The organism is Flexilinea flocculi, from assembly GCF_001192795.1.
Taxonomy (GTDB): domain Bacteria; phylum Chloroflexota; class Anaerolineae; order Anaerolineales; family Anaerolineaceae; genus Flexilinea; species Flexilinea flocculi.
On sequence record NZ_DF968180.1, the window covers coordinates 535,825 to 552,328 of the forward strand.

Annotated in this window: 15 protein-coding genes and 1 tRNA gene; 7 read left to right on the top strand and 9 right to left on the bottom strand. The window is 41.1% G+C overall.

Annotation, left to right across the window (positions count from 1 at the left end; all coding sequences use genetic code 11):
• Positions 1-62 precede the first annotated feature (62 nt).
• From ATC1_RS04440 to larC, 4 genes are all read right to left on the bottom strand, one after another.
• Complete coding sequence (locus ATC1_RS04440) at positions 63-1,934, bottom strand: hypothetical protein (protein WP_152024223.1); 1,872 nt, start codon at positions 1,932-1,934, stop codon at positions 63-65.
• 154 nt (positions 1,935-2,088) lie between these two features.
• Positions 2,089-2,661 carry a ribosome hibernation-promoting factor, HPF/YfiA family gene (gene hpf, locus ATC1_RS04445; RefSeq protein ID WP_062278757.1) on the bottom strand — a complete coding sequence of 191 codons (573 nt, stop codon included), beginning with the start codon at positions 2,659-2,661 and terminating at the stop codon, positions 2,089-2,091.
• Between the two features lie 42 nt (positions 2,662-2,703).
• Complete coding sequence (locus ATC1_RS04450; RefSeq protein WP_062278758.1) at positions 2,704-3,417, bottom strand: ComF family protein; 714 nt, start codon at positions 3,415-3,417, stop codon at positions 2,704-2,706.
• 419 nt (positions 3,418-3,836) lie between these two features.
• Positions 3,837-5,018 (bottom strand): nickel pincer cofactor biosynthesis protein LarC, encoded by a 1,182-nt coding sequence (gene larC / locus ATC1_RS04460; protein WP_172667713.1) that lies wholly within the window; start codon positions 5,016-5,018, stop codon positions 3,837-3,839.
• A 214-nt stretch (positions 5,019-5,232) separates the two neighbouring features.
• Between larC and ATC1_RS04465 the strand changes: the two genes are divergently transcribed.
• The 5 genes from ATC1_RS04465 to sucD all read left to right on the top strand — a co-directional run bounded on the left by ATC1_RS04465 (position 5,233) and on the right by sucD (position 10,866).
• On the top strand, positions 5,233-6,510 hold the full coding sequence (locus ATC1_RS04465; RefSeq protein WP_082174657.1) for a transporter substrate-binding domain-containing protein: 1,278 nt from the start codon (positions 5,233-5,235) through the stop codon (positions 6,508-6,510).
• A 625-nt stretch (positions 6,511-7,135) separates the two neighbouring features.
• Positions 7,136-7,666, top strand: coding sequence for a hypothetical protein (locus ATC1_RS04470; RefSeq protein WP_062278766.1), 531 nt, complete (start codon positions 7,136-7,138; stop codon positions 7,664-7,666).
• Positions 7,667-7,791: 125 nt separating this feature from the next.
• Positions 7,792-8,838, top strand: coding sequence for an SPFH domain-containing protein (locus ATC1_RS04475; RefSeq protein WP_062278767.1), 1,047 nt, complete (start codon positions 7,792-7,794; stop codon positions 8,836-8,838).
• Positions 8,839-8,859: 21 nt separating this feature from the next.
• Positions 8,860-9,996: an ADP-forming succinate--CoA ligase subunit beta gene (gene sucC, locus ATC1_RS04480; protein ID WP_062278769.1), complete on the top strand. Its 1,137-nt coding sequence runs from the start codon at positions 8,860-8,862 to the stop codon at positions 9,994-9,996.
• Between the two features lie 3 nt (positions 9,997-9,999).
• Positions 10,000-10,866 (top strand): succinate--CoA ligase subunit alpha, encoded by an 867-nt coding sequence (gene sucD / locus ATC1_RS04485; protein WP_062278771.1) that lies wholly within the window; start codon positions 10,000-10,002, stop codon positions 10,864-10,866.
• Positions 10,867-10,912: 46 nt separating this feature from the next.
• Here the strand turns inward: sucD and ATC1_RS04490 are convergent, their stop codons facing one another.
• Entirely contained in the window at positions 10,913-11,140 is a 228-nt protein-coding gene (locus ATC1_RS04490; protein WP_062278773.1) for an acyl carrier protein, read from the bottom strand.
• A 267-nt stretch (positions 11,141-11,407) separates the two neighbouring features.
• Positions 11,408-12,421, bottom strand: a complete 1,014-nt coding sequence (locus ATC1_RS04495; RefSeq protein WP_062278775.1) for a hypothetical protein — start codon at positions 12,419-12,421, stop codon at positions 11,408-11,410.
• 119 nt (positions 12,422-12,540) lie between these two features.
• Between ATC1_RS04495 and ATC1_RS04500 the strand changes: the two genes are divergently transcribed.
• A tRNA-Ser gene (locus tag ATC1_RS04500) sits at positions 12,541-12,626 on the top strand.
• A gap of 295 nt (positions 12,627-12,921) precedes the next feature.
• Here ATC1_RS04500 and ATC1_RS04505 read toward each other — a convergent pair.
• Complete coding sequence (locus ATC1_RS04505; protein ID WP_062278777.1) at positions 12,922-13,581, bottom strand: GDSL-type esterase/lipase family protein; 660 nt, start codon at positions 13,579-13,581, stop codon at positions 12,922-12,924.
• Between the two features lie 265 nt (positions 13,582-13,846).
• Here ATC1_RS04505 and ATC1_RS04515 point away from each other — a divergent pair, with 265 nt between their 5' ends.
• Positions 13,847-14,611 carry a DeoR/GlpR family DNA-binding transcription regulator gene (locus ATC1_RS04515; protein ID WP_062278780.1) on the top strand — a complete coding sequence of 255 codons (765 nt, stop codon included), beginning with the start codon at positions 13,847-13,849 and terminating at the stop codon, positions 14,609-14,611.
• A gap of 43 nt (positions 14,612-14,654) precedes the next feature.
• On the opposite strand, the gene ATC1_RS04520 is transcribed toward ATC1_RS04515, so the two are convergent.
• Positions 14,655-15,461: a Cof-type HAD-IIB family hydrolase gene (locus ATC1_RS04520; protein ID WP_062278782.1), complete on the bottom strand. Its 807-nt coding sequence runs from the start codon at positions 15,459-15,461 to the stop codon at positions 14,655-14,657.
• A gap of 4 nt (positions 15,462-15,465) precedes the next feature.
• Positions 15,466-16,485, bottom strand: coding sequence for a Gfo/Idh/MocA family protein (locus ATC1_RS04525; protein ID WP_062278784.1), 1,020 nt, complete (start codon positions 16,483-16,485; stop codon positions 15,466-15,468).
• Between the last annotated feature and the right edge of the window lie 19 nt (positions 16,486-16,504).

The window sequence follows — 16,504 nt, forward strand, 5'->3', positions numbered from 1 at the left end:
TTAAAATCTAAAAAACTTTTTAAGATAATTGAGAAAATATCGTATCGCTGCTTTGTATTTTATCAAAGAGCCCTTCCGAGGAACCACCAATAAATGGATATGGCGTTAATCAGAATGGCTGCGATCGTTAAAATGGCAAAAACCAATGGTGTCTTTTTTCCGATTCCTTGCGCCATCAGGAAAAACAGCGGAAGGATGAAGTCCATCATATATCGATATCCGATTTGTTCTGCCCCAGTATTATGATACATCAGCAACAAGCTTAGCGAAACAAGGATTGAAATCCAGGCGCCGACATTCCACCAGTTTTTCCGAAGGTTTCGAAAAATGAAGATCAAAGGTGGCGTCATGAAAAAGATGCTGTATCCCATAATGCCGGGATTGAAATCGATACCGGAGCTATTAATGCTGATCTGTGGAATGCGAAACAGCATAACCGATAGGTTCGTTTTTAGAAAATGGGGGTGGAACATACCATATTCTTTTACTGCAGAAACGATCCAACTGGCTCCGTGAATTGTGACATATCCGAAATCAAACCAGTTGTTGAAACGCAAAAAATTGTAATACAGAAGTAGAAATACCGAGATGACGATTGGGACCGCTGAGGAGAATGTCCAATGAAAAAGCTGCAATCTTTGAATTTTCTGCTTTCCTTTTTGAATAAAATAATAAATTCCCAGCAAAAAAGGATATACAGCAAAAATGTTAGGCCTTGCCAGAATTGCCAGCCCAAGCATGGAACCAGTCAAAAATGGTGATTTTTCTGACAAAACACTCAGAACAGCCAATTCGCAAAAAGTTACGGTTAACACCTGGCTGACGAACCACATTTGTCCAAGAATTGAAAGCCACCAATGATTTGTCCCGATAGCAAAAACGACAGTGAGCCAAAGGATTCCTGAGCGGTTATCAGGAATCAGACCTTTTTGAGAAGCTTTTCTAAAAATCAGGAAAATGAGTCCTGTATTAATTGCTCCAACCCACGTTGAAAATAATGTCGTGTTAAAAGTCCATAAGCCGAAGATTTTGATCAACGGCATCATGATAATTGCCGGCAATGGAGGATTTGGTACGAACCAATGTCCATTGTAAAATGTCAGATCATGTGTCGTATCCGGATCGGCCAGGAATAATTCCCCGCGAAAAAAAGCATCTGCTAAAAGGTGCCAATATGATTTTGCCGGCGTATTCCAGCGACCAACCCATTGTCCAGTCATTCGATAAACTACAAAAGTAATGAGTGTGATCTGAAAAAATCCATAAAAGGCGCAAAGTTTTGTGTAGAAACGATGATTTTTAAGAACAGGCTGCAGTATTTTGCCGAACAGAAAGATCTGTAATGGCAGGAATACATACCATTCAAAATGTTCAATTCGGTAAAACCAGTTTTCGGTTCCGAGAATCCAACAGAGAAAACCATAGATACTATTTGGAATGATCAGAAACATTGCTGCTGGAAACAGCGAACTGTGCAATTTCGCCCAGACTTTTTGCTCGACCTTTGATCTGAAGAAAAGGTAGAGCTGCAGCGCTGATAATACTCCCCAGAACAGCAGCCCGTTAATTCGACGTGAAAGCGCCTGAACTGAGGAATCCCATTTTCGAACAGGTGAATAGATAAGGAACAGTATTTGGATGGAAAAGAAAAAAACTGAATACAGTGTCAGCAGAATTATAAAAAAAAGTTTTTCATTATGAATCAGGCTGCTAATTCCGGAGCGGATCTTTTTTGTGTTTAGATGTATCGAAAGGATGAAAGCGGTTATCGAAGCGATATTTCCGAGAAGGATGACGCTGAGAATAGCCAGGCGTGTGTTTGAGAATCCCATGAACCCAGATAATCCGGATTCAGGCGGGAGAAAAATCAGCTGTAAAAATACAGCGAGTCCTTCAATCATAGTGAGGAAAAGCATCAGGGATGATACAGTCATTTCAATTGCTTTATACCACAAAAAACCATAAGAACATCAAATTTTCTCTTTTAGCAAAAGATTTTATCAAATTTCGAATTGCTGTATCAGTTACGAGGGAAAAAAAGGGAGCCCTCCTGTTAGGGAGGGCTCCGCATAGAATAATCAAAGAATCTTATGCTATTTCGGACTCAATTAAACCATAGGTTCCGTCATTCCGTTTGTATAACACATTAACGGACGAGGTTGCCACATTATAAAAGACGAAGAATTCTTCATGTCCAAGCAATTGCATTTGTTCCAATGCTTCCATTTCATCCATCGGAACCATATGAAATTTCTTGCGACGCGCGATAATCGGTCTTTTTTCTGTATCTTCATCCGCTTCACCGGCTTCTGTCGAAGGAATTGTTTCAGCGACGGATGTTCCATCCCCGCGAGCTTCTCGTCTCTTTCCCTTAAAGCGGTCGATTTGGCGTACCATTTTATCCAGTGAAATGTCAAATGCAGCAAATATATCTTCTGCACGTTCTTCAGTCCTTAAAATGTATCCTTTACCGCGGATCGTAATTTGGGCAACGTAGCGATCAGCGGCATTTCTGGCTGATTTCAGGTAGGCAAGGTCGATTCTGATGTCATCGATGTCTGAGAGAAAACGTTCGATTTTATTAATCTTTTTTATCACGTAATCATTGACACGATCTGATACTTCCATATTTTTTCCGAAAATTACAGCTTTTGTGTCCATATAGTTCCTCCTGAAAAGAATTATTTGTGTCAACTGCTTTAATTATAATGTAGTTGACGCTACGCTTAGACAATAAATCTCTGATGCTCCTGCTTTCAGAAGCGCAGAGGCACATTCATTGAAGGTTGATCCTGTCGTCATCACATCATCGATGATCAATACTTTCTTATTTCGAACGATAACCGGTTCAGCGCTGAATGCGTTGCGCAGATTGTTTTTCCGTTCATTCTGATTGAGGCCGACTTGTGGCGTTGTATGAATTGTTTTTTGAATTGCACCAGAAGAAAAGGGTTTTCCGATTGCTTTTGCAAACGGTTTCGCTATCCATTCCGATTGATTGAATCCTCTGCTTGCAAACCTCTTTTTGTATAGAGGAACAGCAGTAACCAAATCGACCTCCCATCTTTCTCTTAAGTATACAGAAATAAGGAAGTTTGCAAATAATTCAGATAATCCTAATTGATGCGCATATTTTAATTTTTTAATTGCCGTGCGAATTGCGCCATCATATAGAAATGCTGCCCTTGCATATGTAAATTGAAAATTACTTTTTTTGCAAAGAGAACAATCCTGTAGATCGTCAACTGGTTTTCCGCAGATATTGCAAAACGAGTCGATGATCGGCAGAGCTGAATCGATACACTTTGGGCAGATGGCGTATCCATCGCATCCGCATGCTACACAGTTTGGCGGGTAAAACCAGTCAATAATTTTCCAAATTGATCCTCGTGGATTGAGTCTAAGCCCGCTTTCCATGCAGATCCTGGTCTTTCCTACACAGGTGCTATCAAATCTGAAATAAACTTTGAGATGGCTGGTCCTAAAAGAGTGAGTAAAACAAATATGACCACTCCTACCAGGATCAGAATAAGCGCGTATTCGAGTATTCCCTGACCTCTTTCGTATGGTGAAAATGGCATAATCTATTCCCCGTTAGAAAAATATTTTTTATTGTAAAGTTATTGTATTCGTTTTTTGTGGAAGTTGTCAATTCTTTTCGTAAATCCAGCAATTCGAAATCTGGATTGACTTTTCGAATAAGAAAAAGGAGTGTGTTGTTCATATGGTTTTGCGCAAAGCCCAAAACCATATGAACAACACACTTCCTTTCATGTTTCGAACTGCTGTTCGGTGTTTTTTTATTAACTTTCTACATAAAAACTAAATTAAGCGCACTAACTGCCATCCTGTGTGTCCATAGTCTGCAGCGATAACATGATTCTGCTATAGATCTCAAGAATCGGCAAATTGTGCTCCCTTGAGATTCGTTCACAATCCTCGTATTCCGGATGAATCGAAACAGCCTTTCCGTCGATAATCTTCTTTTTTGCACGAATTATTCCAAATTCTGAATTAACCTGGATTATTTCACGATCTGCCTCATATCGGTGTATATTCGTAATCCGAACGCCCAGTGTGGTTGTATGCATCAGAATAAGATGGCTGATTTCTTTTTCATCTTCTGCTTTTACGATTACTGTTAGTTTCGTACCAGGACGATTTTTTTTCATCTGTATGGACGAAAACGTAACATCTAAAGCACCAGCGTCAAATAATCGATTCATGACAGAACCAAGCAGTTCAGGCGTCATATCATCCAGATTCGCTTCAATTTCCGAATAATTATTAGATGTTCCTATTTTTTCGCCGATAAAAACACGCAAAATATTGGGATGTTCAAAATTTTTTGTTCCGGCGCCATTCCCCATTGTAGAAATCGCCATTTCCGGTTTTTCAAAAGACGCAAAAGCTGCCAAGATCGCTGCGCCAGTCGGTGTGATTAATTCCGTTTGGATATTTGACGGAATGACAGATGCCTTCATATCCCGAATAAGCCAGGCAGTAGCTGGTGCGGGATTTGGTAAAAGGCCATGTTGTGTAAGTATCTCCCCTGAACCTAATGGCAACGGTGATGCATATATTTTTTCAATCCCAAAATAATCGAGAGCTGCTGCTGCGCCGACAATGTCCAATATGGAATCGACAGCTCCAACTTCATGAAAATGTACTTCCTCTATCGCAACGCCATGAACCGAAGATTCTGCTTCGGCAATTTTTTGAAAAATACGTAAAGATTTTTCTTTGACGGATTGTGGAAGCGCACTGTTAATCAAGAATGTCCGAATATCACTGTAATGGCGGTGATGATGGCTCTCAGCTGAAAAATCCAAATGGATCTGACCGGCTTGAATGACCCCTTTCATCACTTTTTGAAATGTAACTTGTTTGTATTCTGGAATTTGCAGCGAATTGAATGTTTCCTGGAGCTTATCTAAAGGATAACCGGCATCGATCATAGAGCTAAGAAACATATCACCGCTGATACCTGAAAAACAATCACAATAAAGAATTTTCATTGAAAGTCCTTTTTCTTTGATAATCATTTATTTTACCAGCAACACGTAGCCTTTTCTCTGATGGGTTTGAATCGCTGCCGATGAGATGCAGCGCAAAAACAACACAACAATAAAGCATTCTCCCCATATTTCGAATTGCTGTAATGCGATGATCTCTGCATTTGATCAATGCTATAATTGATTTATTGTTATTCTGTTTCTGATATTAACTACGATGAATCATGTAATCATGTCTGCCTTAAAAAAAGAATCAATCATAGGGTTTTTTCTGCTGTGTTTATTAAGCGTTTTTTCTCCAGTGACAGCAGCGGATTCCCATTTGTCGGCTGTAAAGTCAAATGGTGTTTTGTATTTTGGCACCTCATCCGACTATGTACCGTTTACGTTTTATGGTGCAGATGGAACAATCACAGGTTTGGATATTCAACTGGCAGAGGAAATTGCCAATCGGATCGGTGTGTCTCTCAGAGTGATCGATCTGGCATATGACGGATTGATCGACTCCGTCAGAGTCGGACAAGTTGATTTGATCGGAGGTGCTTTATCGAAATCCATCGAAAATGCGCAACTTGTGGATTTTTCCCGCGTATATTTTATGGGAACAGGCAGAATTGTTGCTTTAAAATCGAAAGAAATTCCCGCTGATATCACGCTTTCTTTTCTGTCCGACAAATCGATCGGAGTTCAGGGCGGAACCAATTTCGAACAATGGGTGCTGGCAAATCTTGTGACGGAGGATCGTGCTGCAGAACAATTCCTTGTCCGCTATTTAACGATTGCGGATGCGGTAAAAGGTTTGGATCAAGAGGAAGTGGATTTTGTTTTGATGGACCTGAATACATACAATCGGTACTATAAAAGCAGCGGTAACTACCAGTTGATTCTGGAAGATCAGATCAAAGAGGAGTTTGCATTTGCTTCTCATCAAGATTCGAGCTTAATACCTGAGGTGAATCGCCAGTTGAATTTCATGATGCTGGATGGAACTGCGCAGCGTATTGCTGAGGATTTCTTTTCAAATGTCTATCCAATTTCAAATTCGCGGAGGATTCGTCAAAGCATGCCCGATTCTTCGGGATCATCGGTACAAAGTGAAATCTCATGTACTAATGCGATGCAATTTATTGGTGATGTCACAATTCCCGACGGATCGAAAATTAATCGAGGTGCCAGTTTTACAAAGATATGGCGAATTTATAACCTCGGAAGTTGTACCTGGAACATGAATTATCGGCTGGTTCCTTATAATACAGTAAATTCTGATCACATGAGTTATCAAATTTCTCGAACTGTCCCTCCGTATTCTGTATATGATTTTCCAGTGATCATGACTGCGCCTTCAGAGATCGGTGATTATCAAAGCAGCTGGCAGCTTCAAACGTCAGAAGGGAAAAATTTCGGCCAGACAATTTGGGTAAAAATCAATGTCGTTGAACCAGAAATGGATCAATCTCCTGAAGAATCGTCTGATTTGACTGCAGTTCCTCAGTAAAATCCTTTGACAGCTCCCTCTGTGAACAAAAAGGGTATTTTTCAGGTCTGTTGTTTATCGTAGCTAAAATGTGGAAAAGACTTTTTTAATAAGGGAGAAAATTGGTTGTGTAGTTTTTGCGTTTTACGAATAACAACAGAACAATAAAAGAATGCTTTCCATATTTCGAATCGCTGAAAACAAACAGCGGCTCGCAATATGTGAAACAGGAGAAATGAATAAAAATTATCGAAAAATATTATATATTTTTGCCATAATTAATATTGTTATATATAAAATTATATGAAAACAAGTTAAAAGGAATGGATGGACGCTGTGATTATTTATTCGAATAACGCTCTTCTCGCAATGACAGATGAATCCATGAATTATTCATCATAAAAATCCTTTTCGCGAAGCGGAAAAACCTCACAATGTCCATTAATTTTTTTTGTATTCGGAAATGCTGGTTTGTTTATTGATATGAGGAACATTCTGTTTTACAATGAGAATATCACGATTTTTCTATTTCAAAAATACTTATCGTGATTGGAAGCAGTAAATTGGCAGCCAATTCGATTCTGTTCTATAGCAGGATTGATCTTTGGAGCTAAATTAGGAGCATCTAAGACAAATTGGAGGTCTTATGGAAAATCTGAATGAATTTGTAAATTCTCCTGAAAAAAATAAATTTGAGAAATTGTTGGAAAAAATTCCAGGAATCAAGGGATATAAAGAGAAAGAAGCCCGAAGAGACACAGACAAACTCGTTCGGGAAGCCATCGCAAAACGATTTGAAGAACAATGGAATCGAATTGGCGAAATTCAGCGTGATTTACTGAAAGCCGGAAATCTTTTGTTTGTCGGCGATTTGGAATCGGCAGCGATTAAGATTCGTCAGTTTATCGATCGGGTAAAAACTGCTTCCTATGGTTATGCGGGCTTATTGGATGTCGTAAAGGTTGACGATGCTGCTTTACAACAGCTATATGACTACGATCTTTACCTTTTTAAACTGGCAGAATCCATTAAGAGTGCCGTTGATGTGGTGGAAAGCAATATTGAAAAAAATGAGGAAATTGAGACTGCAATTCGAAATCTGGTCAGTGTCGCCCAGGAATGTATCACTGCATTTAATCGCCGCTCAGAGGTGATCACTGGTACTGTGAATTCCTGAAAAATTATTTGATTTCGATTATCGATCATAAAAATGGGCAGTCATCAATCAAGATCAGTTACTGATGCAACTTTTTCGAAAACTGATTGACAGCTTTTATTTGAACAAGATGAGGAGAAATTAGAATGGCTCGAATTTTTGATGTAGTTGAATATCCAAGTGAAATGCAGGATGAGATTGCTCATCATTTTCCAGAAGAAGGTGTAGCTGATCTTCGATTTGGTTCACAGGTGATTGTTCGTGAGTCTCAGCGAGCAATATTCTTTCGTGATGGAAAAGCGCTGGACGTATTGGGACCAGGACGTCATACGATTTCTACAGCCAACTTTCCTTTGCTGACGGATCTGTTGGGAAAAGCATTTAACAATCGGACCCCTTTCACTGCTGAAGTGTACTTTGTCAGTATGAAGGAATTTGCCGATGTCAAATGGGGAACTTCACAACCGATTATCGTCAGGAACGCTGGCGTCGGATTGGGAATCAGTCTGCTGCAAGGTTTTGGCACATATAGTTTTCAGGTGAGCGATCCTCAGCAATTCGTCACGCAAATTATGGGAGCATCCCAGTCATACTCCCTGGCATCGATTGAAAACCGTCTGCGTTCCATGCTTTTATCCAAGATTCAGGATATTCTGGGAACAACTACTGCGAATCAAAATGTCCTGCAACTGATTGGATTGACAGAAGAATTGGGAGCTTCCGTAAAGGCAAAAGCTCAGGATGATTTCCTTGCAATCGGTTTGTTATTGAAATCTTTTTATATCGCAAGTCTGAAACCATCCGAAAAATCCGCTGAAGAATTGAGGGCAATGGGTATGTTGGACATGAATGTCTATACTCAGCTGCAGGCAGCGGATGCATTACGAGATGCGGCGCAGAATCCGAATGGCGGCGCAGGCTTGACTGCAGGCATCGGAGCCGGAGTAGGTCTGGGCAATATAATTTCACAGGCATATGGCACAAATGCTCAGCAGCAAGCGCCTGCTGGTGCTCCTGCTGCAGCAGCGCCGGTTGAAAACAATGTGATGACACCCTCCGAAGTTGCTCAGTTGTTAAAAGTCTCTGAAGAAGATGTGATGGCAGCTATTCAGGCAGGCGATCTGAAAGCACGAAAGATCGGTTCAGCTTATCGAATCAGTAAAGATTCTGTCGATGAATTTTTGAAGGGATAAATTGAACCGGAGGCAATTCGCATGAAGCTCCATGAGTACCAGGCGAAGGCATTTTTTAAAAATTATGGCATACCGATACCGGAAGGTCACGTAACATCCATCGCACGGGAAGCGAAACAAATCGCTGAGGAGATTGGATGTCCGGTTGTTGTTAAAGCGCAGGTCTTGGCAGAAGGACGCGGGACCTCCGGTGGTATCCTCTTAGCAAAATCGCCGCAGGAAGCTGAGAAGGCAGCCTCTGAAATTCTATCGAAAAAGATTCATGGATTATCTGTACGCAATGTTCTGATTGACGAAGCGCTTTCAATCGAAAAAGAGTATTTTCTTCTAATTACATTGGACAGAGAGAAGCGTATGCCGCTGTTAATGATGTATGAATCGGGTACGATTTATATTGAGACTGCGGCAAATGCATTGTTCGATAATCTTGATCGTGTTTATATTGATCCATTAATCGGACTCCAGCGATATCAGGTTCGACAACTTGCGAATCGACTCGATTTCCAGCCGAAATATCTACGCGGATTAACTGAAATTTGCCTTGGAATGTGGAAACTGTTCTGCGATATGGATGCGCGGATGGTTGCCATTAATCCACTGGTCATTACCAAAGACCAGCGGCTTCTTGTTCTGGATGGAAAAATTACTCTGGATGAGAATGCGCGCTTTCGACAGGAATATCTTGTGGATTTTCGAGATTATGATGTGGAAGCATATGGTGAATTCGAAGCCAGAAAACACGGACTTGAATACATTAAGATGGACGGCAATATCGGTTGTCTTGTGAATGGAGCTGGTCTGACGATGGCTACGCTGGACTGCATCCAGGACAATGGAGGTCACCCTGCCAATTTCATGGATTTAGGAGCAGGAGTAAATATCGACAAAGTGATTGCGGCATTGGATATTTTACTGAATGATCCTCAGGTGAAAGTGGTCCTGGTGAATATTTTTGGCGGTATGACACGCTGTGACGATATCGCATATGGGCTGCAAGCTGCCATTGAGAAATACGGAACGGAGATTCCAATAATCGTTCATATGGGCGGAACACATGCAGAATCCGGCATAAAAATTTTGAAAGACCTGGATATCATTTTCGCCCCGTCAATGATTGATGCAGTAAAAAAGGCTGTGACGATTGTCGGAGGCAAGTAAAAGATGAGCATCCTGATCAATAAATCGACACGGGTCATTGTACAAGGAATTACCGGGCGTGAAGGAAATTTTCATGCCCGCCAGATGATCAATTATGGGACGCAGATAGTTGCCGGTGTTTCGCCCTCCCGTGGCGGAAGTTGGGTGCTTGACGAGAAAGTTCCTGTTTTTGACACGATGCAGGCAGCGGTTGAGGTAACAGAAGCCAATGCTTCCATTATTTTCGTCCCGGCACGACAGGCAACAGACGCTTTGCTGGAAGCTGCTGATTCCGGCGTGGAGCTGGTAGTCTGTATTACGGAAGGAATTCCGGTGCAGGATATTGCCAAAGTGTATCATTACATGACGACAAAAGGCGTTCGATTTGTTGGCCCAAACTGTTCCGGCATTATCAATCCCGGCGAAGTTAAAATTGGTATCACTCCGGAGGATTGCGTCATTCCTGGAAAAGTCGGCATTATTTCCAGATCCGGAACCTTGAGCTACATGATCATGGAAGCTATGAAGGAACGAGGCATTGGCGTCAGTACCTGTGTTGGAATCGGAGGCGATATACTTCAGGGAACTTCTTTCGTCGAAGCTATGGAGATGTTCGAAACTGATCCGTATACAGAACGGCTTCTTCTGATCGGAGAAATTGGTGGTTTGGAAGAAGAGCGCGCAGCAAGGTTTGCCGCATATCAAATGAGTAAACCAGTTGCAGCATTTCTGGCAGGAAAATCCGCTCCACCTGGAAAACGAATGGGACATGCCGGCGCTTATATTGAAGCAGGAATCGGGATTTTAAAATCCAAAATAGAAGCCTTTGAATCCGCAGGTGTAAAAGTAGTAACTGAAATCCCTGAATTATTAAAATTGTTGGAAAAATAAAAAAAACAGAACTGAAGCACTCGCTTCAGTTCTGTTGATACCCGTCTTATTTCGAAAGAATGGTAATCACATCTCCCACAGTCTTAATCTTTTTTGCATCTTCATCACTGATCGTAACATGAAAAGCTTCGCTGAATCCGTCGATTAAAAAGAATTGATCCATTGAATCCGCTTTTAAATCCTCAATAAACCGTGTTTCGGGAGTAATATTGTTCCCATCGATTTTTAAGACATCCGTCACCACTTTTTTTACAGCTTCCAAAGTCACTTCCATTGTAATTCCCTCCAAAGATTTCCTTTAATAAGTCCTGTTTATCAATAAACTGATTCTATTCAAAATAATTTTAACATGCTTGTTTTCAACCGATGACATTGTAATATAGTAATCCGAAATATGGATTTGTTATGCATATAAAGCGAGAAAAACTTGTTGTTGTGATGTTTTTACGTGAAGCGTATCAACTTGACAAGAACATAGCCCTCCCTCATATTTTAATTGCTGATTGTGATACAGGCATCAGCAATTTGAAAATGGGAAGATTTATTTAATTTCATCAATCAATAACGTATTTCGCACGGCATCCGCAATAATATAGAACGTGTTATAGGCTTCTTCAGAAGTTCCGTCTGCATTGTGGTATATCAGAGCTACGTTAACTTCTGCCGGATTAACATCATATGCCTGCAGATAGGCGTAAACAACCTCAACATAATCAACCGTTTTCCAGTAGGCTGTATAAATATCGAAGGGTAATGTCCCTCCCTGGTAGCAACAGGCGATCTGCATTTTTTCCGAGAGCATCCACCAGGCTTTCTCATATTCATCATTCTGAAGCGCTGAATAGTAGGAACGGATGAATTCTTCCACATTCGGAAAGCTTGCAACCGGCCAGGGTGTATATGTCGGTTGTTGTATGGAAGAGGTAGCTGACGGTTCGAGCAACGGAGCTTCGCCTGTTTTCGTTTCATCAATTACGGCAGATACCGGCAGCAAGGTTGTTTCAGCCGCTATGCTTGCCATGTAGGTTTGTGCAGCTTGCGTGTAGATTTGTGCAATCGAAGTTAGTTTTGTGTGGACTTTTGAAGCTTTCGCCGCATTCGAAAGAAAATAAATCATCCCTGCGATCATGACAAGTGCAATCGGTATCGATAAAATCGTCCATAATTTGATAGGATTTTTTTTGGGTTTGTTGCGGGAAGGATCAGAGTAGTAAAATCCACCGATCGTCTCGGATCCTCCATTGCTGTTGATCAGCGCAATGAAGTTGGATCCCAATTTATGTGTTGTCCAGGAGGATTCCGCATTTGTGCGGATGCGGAAGACATGTTCACTGGATTCTCCGGGATTGATTCGAAAATCAGGCGGAGTCACTGAAACCCAGGCAACTTGCAGCGCAATCCTTCCGACTAATGTTTTTTCCCCTTCGTTAGCAATGATCAGCGTTGCAATGCCATGCCCTTCACTGGGTTCATCTTTTGTCAGTATACCGAAATCCAGCGTTCTCGTGGAAATCACTAACTGTGCCTGTGGAAAAGGAGGGTCTTGGATATACATAAATTGATTATATAACAAATAATCCTCACTATATTTCTGGCAATTTGAAAAGCAGACCAAATAACCCCATTTTTCATCACTTTAAAGATTCTTATGATATAATTCTTGCCGCAAGGATTGGAGAGATCGCATAGCTGGTCTAGTGCGCGCGCTTGGAGAGCGCGTATATCGAAAGGTATCGTGGGTTCGAATCCCACTCTCTCCGCAAGAATAAAAAAGCCACAATCTGTGGCGTTTTTTTTTTCGAATAATAAAGATATTCCCTCTGCATAACAAACAGTTCTTTTCGTTAATACCTGAGATAGCTTTGTCAGGCTTACGTCCTCCTCGCAATGACAGATTGCTATATGAGAAGCACAGGGCGATGTTTATCATTGCGATCGCAGCGAAGCAATCTTATGTCACAAGAAAAACATAACCATCGACTAAGCCGGTGGTTATGTTTTTCTTGAATCAATCAGCAGGCAATTCTCTCGCTGTGATCCGCAGACTGACCACGTTTAGTGTTCCAGCATCTCCCGAATCTTCGCAGCAACGACATCGGCAAGTTTTGCATGATCTTCGCGGCTGTAATGAAGGCCATCCAGCGTATTTAACGTGAAATTCAAATCAGCGCAGTCAATAAAACCGCATCCGTTGCGGATTGCGAGATCTTTGTATAATGCACCAAATTGACAACTCTTTTCATAAGCAAGCGGACCGAAACTGAAACCAAAAAGATCATTATGAATGTTCGGGCTGACGGGATGGGGTGCAATGACGAGGATTTTCGGTTCAGGATAGTTATAATAACTTTTTTTGGCAGCCAATACTAATTTCTCTACTCCAAAAGCGATCATTCCTGCTGTGAGATTAAACATGTGTTTCAATTCATTTACGCCAAGTTTTAAAATAACAAGATCGAGTGGTGCATGCGCATCCAATGCTGCTTCAAGACCTGCTATTCCCAGACGATGGGGAAAATATGGATCCTGATTCATGACTGTACGAGCATTTAACGCGTCTTCAATAATATGGTATTCGCTGCCCAAAATATTCTGAACTCGTCCAGGCCACCTCACATCGAATGGCATTCTTTGCCCGGATCCTATCTCCGGATTAAAGGTTGTGACGTCATAGCCCCATGTGTTGGAATCACCAAAACATAATATGTTTTTCATATCTTATGCCTTTCGTGAAATAAGTATTCAACAATCAAGTGATTTTTCGTAATATCGTTTCATATTTTAACAAACAATCAATCATACTGCAAGAAAAAAATCAGAAATAATCATGGAAGAATATGAAATATCACAAAATGAAAAAAATATTATTCTCTTTTGAAAAATAAAATCAAAAATAATCAATATTGAGCATGTATTATTGACACAACTATCCCAAAGGATTAGAATAACGAAAAAAATAAAGGCTTGAAAAGGATTTTGCATGCTTTTAGCTGAAAGACAGGAGAGAATCATCCGATTGGTAAAAGCCAATGGATTTATGTCAGTATTGGATTTATGCGAACAACTGGGAGCGTCCAGCGCAACGATTCGGAGAGATATTAACATGCTTTCTGATAACGGTTTATTGTTAAAAACGCATGGAGGCGCAATGGATGCCATGCGGGGGGCGCTTATGGATTTACCGGTAAATTTACGCCGATCGATGAATACTGAAGAAAAAATCCGTATAGCTGCAGAAGCAGTCTTGCGTATCAAAGAGGGGGACTCAATTTTTCTGGATTCAGGGACGACAACCTTTGAGATTGCCAGGAAACTGCAGACTTTTTCAAGGTTAACGGTTCTGACCCATGATTTATCCGTCGCATTGGATATTTCGCGGAATACTTCCAATAACGTTATTGTGATGGGCGGTGGTCTAAAAGCGGATACGATTACTTGTTCCGGAATATTCACGGAAAGAATGATCAGTGACATTCATGTGAACAAGGCATTTATCGCTGTTGACGCTGTCAGTGTTGTTCATGGTTGTATGTGTTTTGCAGTTGATGAAGTTGCGATCAAACGGCAGATGATGAATAATGCGATGGAACGTATTCTGGTCTGCGATCACACGAAATTTGAAAACATGGCATTTGTCAATATTTGCCAGGTAAAAGATTTTAATCAGATCATCACGGATTCCGGTCTGGATGAGAAGCTCAGGCGTGAAATCCTCGAAGTAAATCCGAATTTATTGTGTGTCTAATTTAAGCAGGAATCGAACCGTAGAAGTACGGTTCGATTCCTGCTTAAATCTGCCCTTCCATGATTTTTTTTGAATGGGAAAGCGCTTCTGCGATTCCCCCTTGAAGCACACCGGGAACGATCATGCTGACGCTTTTTTTAACTTCATCCAGCGCATTTTGTGGAGCATAAGAAAATCCTGCCAGTTTCAACATCGGCATGTCAGTCATTCCATCGCCTGCAGCATGAAAATCAGATAAGGGGATGCCGCATAATTCCGAAAGCCTGCGGATCGCCTCAGCTTTTCCGGCGCCTTTTGGAACAATATCCACAAAATATTTACTCGAAAAAGCAAAAATTGCGTGTTTTTCAGAGAAGAAGATCCGGCATGCTGAAAGATCCTCTCTGCTGTCACCGCACATGACAATTTTTAAAATATGACCGCGGATACTTGCGATATTTTCGATCGGTCCTTCATTCTCGATCGCAATCCCTCTCAAATTCAATCGATTGTTGCGGCGTATGACGTAAATATGATCTTCGGTAAGTACCTGAATGCTGATATCCGGAAACTTTTCATAAACAATTCGAATAGGCTCTAAAATTTCGTCATGATGAAACGACTGCATCCAAAGATAATGGTTTTCTTTGAAATCGTACAAAGCTGCTCCCCCATAAACAATACAAGGCAGGTTCGGATTTAATTCTTGGGCAATGGATTGTGTTGCAATGAGGGATCTGCCTGTGCAAAGCGAAAATAATCCGCCTGCTGATTGGAAATCTTTTACTGCCTGCCGGATTGAAGGAGGGAGAGAAATATCTCTTGTAACCAAAGTCCCGTCAATATCAGAAAGGAAGACAATTTTTTTCACAAAGTTACCTGAGTCGAATGATGGAGTTGGTATCAGCTGAGCGGCGTATGGCATCGATGGTTCTGATCACTTCAACACTCTGATCCAATGTGACAATATCCGGTTGAACACCACGGTCTACACAATCCAAAAAGTAAGCAAGCTGTTTTGTGTAAGCATCATATTGCTCGACGTTGATAATTTCCGGCGTTTTTCCGTCTCGGAACAGCTTTAAGACGGCAATGGCGCCATTTCTTTGATTAATATCATAACCGGCGCTATAGATATATTCAGCAGTTGCTTTGCTTCCCATAATTTTTGCAGTCATTGTGAACGGATAACCGGTTTTCATCGTAAAGGAAGTTTCAGCAACACCTTTTGCTCCGCCTGAATAAATTAAAGATGCAAATACATTATTGTAGCAGTTCGTATCGCTTTTCGTGGCGACCGTATAAACGCTCTCTGCCGGTCCATAAAGATAGTTCATAAAATCAATGTCATGAACCAGCATATCATACATAGCCCCACCGCCGGTCACGGGATCAAAAAGCCAGTCATTCCCCCATTTTTGAGGTTCGGAACAACGCGAAAAATAGCTCATATATATATCTCCGAATTCGCCATTTTTCATCATCTCTTTGATCTCCCGATAGCCAGTCCAGAAGCGTACAACTTGTGCCGTCATATAGATGATCCCAGTTTTTTGAACGACAGAACGGATTCGTTCGGCTTTTTCAACAGTCATTTCAAGTGGTTTTTCACACAAAGTGGCTTTTCCATATTCAGCACACAGACTGACATAATCCGAATGAATATACGTCGGCAGCGAAAGAATGCAGACATCGATTTCCGGTACTTTTTCCAGCATTTCTTTGGCATCGGTAAAGCAGGGGCAATTTACTTTTTGAGCAGCAGCCTGTGCTTTTTCGTGGATAATATCCGTGATTGCCACGCATTTTGCGTTTGGAAGATTATTGATTGCTGCAATATGGCTTTTAGAAATCATCCCGGCACCAATGATCGCGACAGCATAAGTTTTCATCATCAATTCTCCTTCAGAAAGA

Coding starts and splice junctions, on each gene's coding strand:
- ATC1_RS04465 (WP_082174657.1), top strand. CDS start 5,233: ATGAATCATGTAATCATGTCTGCCTTAAAAAAAGAATCAATCATAGGG.
- ATC1_RS04440 (WP_152024223.1), bottom strand. CDS start 1,934: ATGACTGTATCATCCCTGATGCTTTTCCTCACTATGATTGAAGGACTC.
- ATC1_RS04515 (WP_062278780.1), top strand. CDS start 13,847: ATGCTTTTAGCTGAAAGACAGGAGAGAATCATCCGATTGGTAAAAGCC.
- ATC1_RS04525 (WP_062278784.1), bottom strand. CDS start 16,485: ATGATGAAAACTTATGCTGTCGCGATCATTGGTGCCGGGATGATTTCT.
- sucD (WP_062278771.1), top strand. CDS start 10,000: ATGAGCATCCTGATCAATAAATCGACACGGGTCATTGTACAAGGAATT.
- sucC (WP_062278769.1), top strand. CDS start 8,860: ATGAAGCTCCATGAGTACCAGGCGAAGGCATTTTTTAAAAATTATGGC.
- hpf (WP_062278757.1), bottom strand. CDS start 2,661: ATGGACACAAAAGCTGTAATTTTCGGAAAAAATATGGAAGTATCAGAT.
- ATC1_RS04495 (WP_062278775.1), bottom strand. CDS start 12,421: ATGTATATCCAAGACCCTCCTTTTCCACAGGCACAGTTAGTGATTTCC.
- ATC1_RS04475 (WP_062278767.1), top strand. CDS start 7,792: ATGGCTCGAATTTTTGATGTAGTTGAATATCCAAGTGAAATGCAGGAT.
- ATC1_RS04490 (WP_062278773.1), bottom strand. CDS start 11,140: ATGGAAGTGACTTTGGAAGCTGTAAAAAAAGTGGTGACGGATGTCTTA.
- ATC1_RS04470 (WP_062278766.1), top strand. CDS start 7,136: ATGGAAAATCTGAATGAATTTGTAAATTCTCCTGAAAAAAATAAATTT.
- ATC1_RS04505 (WP_062278777.1), bottom strand. CDS start 13,581: ATGAAAAACATATTATGTTTTGGTGATTCCAACACATGGGGCTATGAC.
- larC (WP_172667713.1), bottom strand. CDS start 5,018: ATGAAAATTCTTTATTGTGATTGTTTTTCAGGTATCAGCGGTGATATG.
- ATC1_RS04450 (WP_062278758.1), bottom strand. CDS start 3,417: ATGGAAAGCGGGCTTAGACTCAATCCACGAGGATCAATTTGGAAAATT.